Origin of the sequence: Pseudomonas sp. REP124 (genome assembly GCF_020164475.1) — a bacterium.
Classification (GTDB): domain Bacteria; phylum Pseudomonadota; class Gammaproteobacteria; order Pseudomonadales; family Pseudomonadaceae; genus Aquipseudomonas.
This window is the reverse complement of sequence record NZ_JAIQWX010000243.1, coordinates 1-5248: the sequence shown is the minus strand read 5'-3', so window position 1 is coordinate 5248 and position 5248 is coordinate 1. Positions and strand designations below refer to the sequence as shown.

General features: G+C 60.5%; 6 protein-coding genes. 3 read left to right on the top strand and 3 right to left on the bottom strand.

Features of this window, described 5'->3' with window-relative positions; genetic code table 11:
• Positions 1-124: 124 nt before the first annotated feature.
• Both dut and coaBC read right to left on the bottom strand, forming a co-directional pair.
• Complete coding sequence (dut, locus tag K9857_RS29515; protein ID WP_224541980.1) at positions 125-580, bottom strand: dUTP diphosphatase; 456 nt, start codon at positions 578-580, stop codon at positions 125-127.
• 5 nt (positions 581-585) lie between these two features.
• Positions 586-1794: a bifunctional phosphopantothenoylcysteine decarboxylase/phosphopantothenate--cysteine ligase CoaBC gene (gene coaBC, locus K9857_RS29510; protein WP_175375813.1), complete on the bottom strand. Its 1209-nt coding sequence runs from the start codon at positions 1792-1794 to the stop codon at positions 586-588.
• A 135-nt stretch (positions 1795-1929) separates the two neighbouring features.
• Between coaBC and radC the strand changes: the two genes are divergently transcribed.
• Entirely contained in the window at positions 1930-2604 is a 675-nt protein-coding gene (radC, locus tag K9857_RS29505) for a RadC family protein (RefSeq protein ID WP_224541978.1), read from the top strand.
• A gap of 135 nt (positions 2605-2739) precedes the next feature.
• On the opposite strand, the gene K9857_RS29500 is transcribed toward radC, so the two are convergent.
• Positions 2740-4326: an ABC transporter substrate-binding protein gene (locus tag K9857_RS29500; RefSeq protein WP_224541975.1), complete on the bottom strand. Its 1587-nt coding sequence runs from the start codon at positions 4324-4326 to the stop codon at positions 2740-2742.
• 445 nt (positions 4327-4771) lie between these two features.
• Between K9857_RS29500 and rpmB the strand changes: the two genes are divergently transcribed.
• Together rpmB and rpmG are read left to right on the top strand one after the other, a co-directional pair.
• Positions 4772-5005 (top strand): 50S ribosomal protein L28, encoded by a 234-nt coding sequence (gene rpmB / locus K9857_RS29495; RefSeq protein WP_224541973.1) that lies wholly within the window; start codon positions 4772-4774, stop codon positions 5003-5005.
• Between the two features lie 11 nt (positions 5006-5016).
• A complete protein-coding gene (gene rpmG / locus K9857_RS29490) occupies positions 5017-5172 on the top strand; it encodes a 50S ribosomal protein L33 (RefSeq protein WP_016772554.1) in 156 nt (51 codons plus the stop codon).
• The last annotated feature ends 76 nt before the right edge of the window (positions 5173-5248 follow it).

The following is a 5248-nucleotide window of genomic DNA, read 5'->3' as shown; positions in this document are numbered from 1 at the left end:
CGTTTTTCCCAGAGAGTTCGTGGTGCGAAAAGGCCATGCCAGCGATGTTGGAGGCTGTTTAACCGGCCAATCCCCTGATTCTGCGCGGTGAAGGTTACATAACAGTGGTAGGCATTTTTACCGGTTAATTGGTGCCGGAGTGGCCGAAACCGCCGGTGCCGCGTTGGGTCTCGACGAACTCCTCGACCATCTCGAAATGCGCCTGGACCACGGGCACAAGCACCAGTTGCGCCAGGCGCTCGCCGACGGCCATGGTGAAGTCGGTCTGGCCGCGGTTCCAGCAGGAAACCATCAGCGGGCCCTGGTAGTCCGAGTCGATCAGGCCGACCAGGTTGCCCAGCACGATGCCGTGCTTATGGCCCAGGCCGGAGCGCGGCAGGATCAGCGCGGCCCGGCTCGGATCGCCGATGTAGACCGACAGCCCGGTGGGGATCAGCACGGTTTCGCCCGGCTTGATCACGATGTCTTGTTCCAGCATGGCGCGCAGATCGAGGCCAGCGGAGCCTGGGGTGGCGTATTGCGGCAGCGGGAATTCGGTACCGATGCGTGGGTCGAGGATCTTGGCTTGCAAAGCGTGCATGTAAATTAAACCTGGTTCAGTCGTTCAGCGATGAAGGTGATCAGCTGGCGAGCAATCTTGCTCTTGCTGGTCTGGGCGAAAAGTGTGGCGTGGAGGTCGCGGTCGATCACGCTGCAGGCGTTCTCTTCGCTGTTGAAGCCGATGCTCGGGTTGGCGACGTCGTTGGCGACGATCAAATCGAGGTTCTTGTCCTTCAACTTGCGGGCAGCGTAGTCGAGCAGGTGTTCGGTTTCAGCGGCGAAACCGACACTGAATGGACGGTCGGGACGGGTGGCGATGCTGGCCAGGATATCCGGGTTACGGACCATTTGTAGTAACAGGCCGTCGCCGTTCGTAGGATCTTTCTTGAGTTTCTGTGGCGCGATGACTTCCGGACGGTAATCCGCAACTGCTGCCGACGCGATGAACAGGTCGCAAGGGATCGCGGCTTCGCAGGCGGCGAGCATGTCCCGGGCGCTGACCACGTCGATGCGGGTGACGCGATCCGGGGTCGGCAGGTGCACGGGGCCGGTGATCAGGGTCACGCGGGCGCCGGCTTCCACCGCGGCTTCGGCCAGGGCAAAGCCCATCTTTCCGGAGCTGTGGTTGGTGATGTAGCGCACCGGGTCGATGTTTTCCTGGGTCGGGCCGGCGGTGATCAGCACGTGTTTGCCGGTCAGCGCCTGGCGCTTGAAGCAATCGGCGGCGAGCTGGGCCAGGTCGGTGGCCTCGAGCATGCGGCCCAGGCCGACATCGCCGCAGGCCTGGCTGCCGGACGCCGGGCCGAAGACCTTCAGGTCACGGCTTTCAAGGGTTTGCAGGTTGGCCTGGGTGGCCGGGTCGCGCCACATGGCCTGGTTCATCGCCGGAGCAACCGCGACCACCGCGTCGGTGGCCAGCACCAGGGTGGTCAGCAGGTCGTCGGCAATGCCTTGGGCCAGACGGGCAATCAGGTCGGCGGTGGCCGGGGCGATCAGCACCAGATCGGCCCATTTGGCCAGCTCGATGTGCCCCATCGCCGCTTCGGCGGCCGGGTCCAGCAGATCCAGGTGCACAGGGTGCCCGGACAGGGCCTGCATGGTCAGCGGGGTGATGAACTCGGCTCCGCCACGGGTCATGACCACGCGCACTTCCGCGCCCTGGTCCATCAGGCGGCGAACCAGGTCGGCGCTCTTGTAGGCGGCAATGCCGCCGCCGACGCCCAGAACAATGCGTTTACGATACAGCCGCTGCATAGGCCTGCCTTTCAATTCGTTGGTGACAAACGTAGCGAAACCCCCTCCCCAGGGTGAATTCGCCCGCAAAAAAGATGGGCTACGATATCACAGCGACCGCTACGGAACAGCGGCGCCCACAGACAGGGAGGTGCTATGAGTATTCGCGATTGGCCGGCGGCGGAACGGCCGCGGGAGAAGCTGCTGGAACAGGGTTCGGCAAGTCTTTCGGACGCAGAATTGCTGGCCATCTTTTTACGAACCGGGGTGTCAGGCAAAAGCGCGGTGGATCTGGCGCGCCATCTGCTGAGCCGATTTGGCAGTTTGCGCAATCTGCTGGAGGCGGATCTGCAAGCCTTCAGAGAGGAGCTCGGGCTGGGACCGGCCAAGTTTGCCCAGCTGCAGGCGGTGCTGGAGATGGGCAGGCGGCATCTGGCGGAGCGACTGCGCAACCGGTCGGTCCTGGAGAATCCCCAGGCTGTGCGGGAATACCTCAAGGCGATGCTGCGCCACGAGCCTCACGAGGTGTTCGGCTGCCTGTTTCTGGACTCGAAACACCAGGTGCTGACCTTTGAGGCGCTGTTTCGCGGTTCCATCGACAACACCAGCGTGCATCCGCGGGAAGTGGTCAAGCGTGCGCTGGCCCACAACGCCGCAGCGCTAATCCTGTGCCATAACCATCCGTCGGGCAATTCCACGCCCAGTCAGGCTGATCGAAAGTTGACCAAGCGTTTGCAGGAAGCGCTGGGGCTGATTGATGTGCGGGTGCTGGATCACTTCATCATTGGCGATGGTGATCCGCTGTCGATGGCGGAGTATGGGTGGATGTAGAGGCAACCCTGACCCTGTAGGAGCCTAGCTTGCTCGCGATGGTCGTCAACGATAACGCTGGATGTCTGACACCCAGCGGCGTTCTTTAGTCCATCGCGAGCAAGCTCGGCTCCTACAGGGTTTGTGGTGCGGTCGTTATTTGATGTTCACCTTCGAATAATCCTGCCGCCCAAACGGGCTCACCGCGTAACCCTCGACATCTTTGCGCGTCAGGGCAAAGGCGGTCGGGTGGGCCAGGGGCAGCCATAGCGCCTGTTGCTGGATCTGCGCCTGGGCCTGTTCGTAGAGCTTGGTGCGCACGCCTTGCTCGCCGGTGGTCTTGCCGGCGCTGATCAGCTTGTCCAGGTCCTGATTGCAGTAGCGGGCGAAGTTGGTGCCGGACTTGACCGCGGCGCAGGAAAACTGCGGCGTGAGGAAGTTGTCCGGGTCGCCGTTGTCACCGGCCCAGCCCATGAACAGCAGATCGTGTTCGCCGGCTTTGGCGCGGCGGATCAGTTCGCCCCATTCGATCACGCGAATCTCGGCCTGAATGCCGATTTCCGCCAGGTCCGACTGCAGCATTTGCGCACTGAGGCTCGGGTTCGGGTTCAGCAGGCTGCCCGACGGACGCGTCCAGATGGTGGTCTGGAAGCCATCCTTCAAGCCGGCCTTGGTCATCAATGCTTTGGCTTTCGCCACGTCGTGGGGATACCCGGGCAGGTTTTTCGCGTAACTCCAGGTATTCGGCGGGTAAGGACCGTTGGCCGGTTCCGCGGTGTCTTCAAACACGGCTTTGACGTAGTTGGCCTTGTCGAAGGCAAGGTTGATCGCCTGGCGCACTTCGGGCTTGTCCAACGGAGGGTGCTGGCTGTTGATGGCGACGAACGCGGTCATGAAGGCGTCGGTCTTTTCGACTTTCAGTGTCGGCTCTTTCAGAGCGGCCTGTACGTCCAGCGGTTTGGGCGACAGGGCGATCTGGCATTCGTTACGACGCAATTTCTGCAGGCGTACGTTGGCGTCTGGGGTAATGGCGAAGATCAGCGGGTCCACTGACGGCTTGCCGCGGAAGTAGTCCGGGTTGGCCTTGTAGCGAACCGAGGCGTCCTTCTGGAAACGCGTGAACACGAACGGCCCGGTGCCGATTGGCTGGCTGTTGAGCTTCTCTGTCGCGCCGGCCTTCAACAGTTTGTCGGCGTACTCGGCCGAATAGATCGAGGCGAAGCCCATGCTCAGGGTCGGCAGGAAGGTCGAATCGGCGTGATCGAGGGTGAAGCGCACGGTCAGCGGGTCGAGGGCGTCGATTTTCTTGATCAGCGCTGGCAATTGCATCGATTGCGCGTGGGGGAAGCCGCTCTGGGCGACCTTGTGCCACGGGTTGGCCGGATCGAGCATGCGATCGAAGCTGAACTTCACGTCTTCGGCGGTCAGCTCGCGGGTTGGGCTGAAGTAGTCGGTGCGGTGGAATTTCACCTGCGGGTGCAGCTTGAACACATACGTCAGGCCGTCAGGGCTGACTTCCCAGCTGTCGGCCAGGCTCGGGACCACTTTGCCGCTGGCGGTGTCGAAATCCACCAGACGGTTCATCAGCACGTCCGCCGAGGCGTTGGTGGTGGTCAGCGAGTTGTACTGCACCACGTCGAATCCTTCCGGACTGGCCTCGGTGCAGACACTCAGGGCCGCTGCCTGAGCCAGGGGGCTCAGCAGAAGAGGGGCGAGCAACAGGGGTAGAGCAGCGAGGCGCATGGTCGGATTCCTTTACAGATCGAAGGCCCATCTGCAAGTGCAGTCTGGAAAAGGCTTACCCTAGTGGGCTGCCTTGCAAATGACTATCCCCTTTTTCATTTTGAGTGGACTATAGCTGCCGGTTTTTGCCGGGCGCGGACAAAAATGCCGGGCTTTGGCCGGCCGAGCGGATTTTCTGCGACGAGTGGTCAAAATCGTCCATAGCCTTTATCCAAAGCGCTTGAGGCGTAAAAAAAGGGCTTTTTGTCCATTCAATGCGCAGCGAATGTTGTTGCACCCTAGTCTTTCTGGTATAAAGCAGCGCTCTTTTCTAGGGGCCCGGTTCCTTCACTGTAGGTGTAGCCGGTAAGACCTCTAAAGAATCGCGGCGCCTGGCGCCACAATGACTAGAGATTAAGCGGCCAACCCATGCCGGGTTGGGCATGTGGTTTTAGAGGGCTGAGGCATGTCTAGAGTATGTCAAGTTACCGGTAAGGGTCCGGTGACTGGGAACAACATTTCCCACGCAAACAACAAAACCCGTCGTCGTTTCCTGCCGAACCTGCAGCATCACCGCTTCTGGGTTGAAGAAGAGAAACGTTTCGTGCGTCTGCGCGTATCTGCCAAAGGCATGCGTATCATCGACAAGCGCGGCATCACTGTCGTTCTGGCCGAACTGCGCAAAGCTGGCAAGGTTTAAGGGAGCTAATCATGCGTGAATTGATTCGTTTGATCTCGAGCGCCGGTACTGGTCACTTCTACACTACCGACAAGAACAAGCGCACTACTCCGGACAAAATCGAGATCAAGAAATATGATCCGGTTGTTCGCAAGCACGTGATGTACAAGGAAGGCAAAATCAAGTAATTGATTTTTCCTCCTTACGAAAAAGGCCCGTATCGCGAGATACGGGCCTTTTTTGTTGCCTTGGGTTTTGTGCTGC

What these genes read in the sequence shown, in the direction of transcription:
- dut (WP_224541980.1), bottom strand. Translation starts at nt 580, where the DNA reads ATGCACGCTTTGCAAGCCAAGATCCTCGACCCACGCATCGGTACCGAA.
- coaBC (WP_175375813.1), bottom strand. Translation starts at nt 1,794, where the DNA reads ATGCAGCGGCTGTATCGTAAACGCATTGTTCTGGGCGTCGGCGGCGGC.
- radC (WP_224541978.1), top strand. Translation starts at nt 1,930, where the DNA reads ATGAGTATTCGCGATTGGCCGGCGGCGGAACGGCCGCGGGAGAAGCTG.
- K9857_RS29500 (WP_224541975.1), bottom strand. Translation starts at nt 4,326, where the DNA reads ATGCGCCTCGCTGCTCTACCCCTGTTGCTCGCCCCTCTTCTGCTGAGC.
- rpmB (WP_224541973.1), top strand. Translation starts at nt 4,772, where the DNA reads ATGTCTAGAGTATGTCAAGTTACCGGTAAGGGTCCGGTGACTGGGAAC.
- rpmG (WP_016772554.1), top strand. Translation starts at nt 5,017, where the DNA reads ATGCGTGAATTGATTCGTTTGATCTCGAGCGCCGGTACTGGTCACTTC.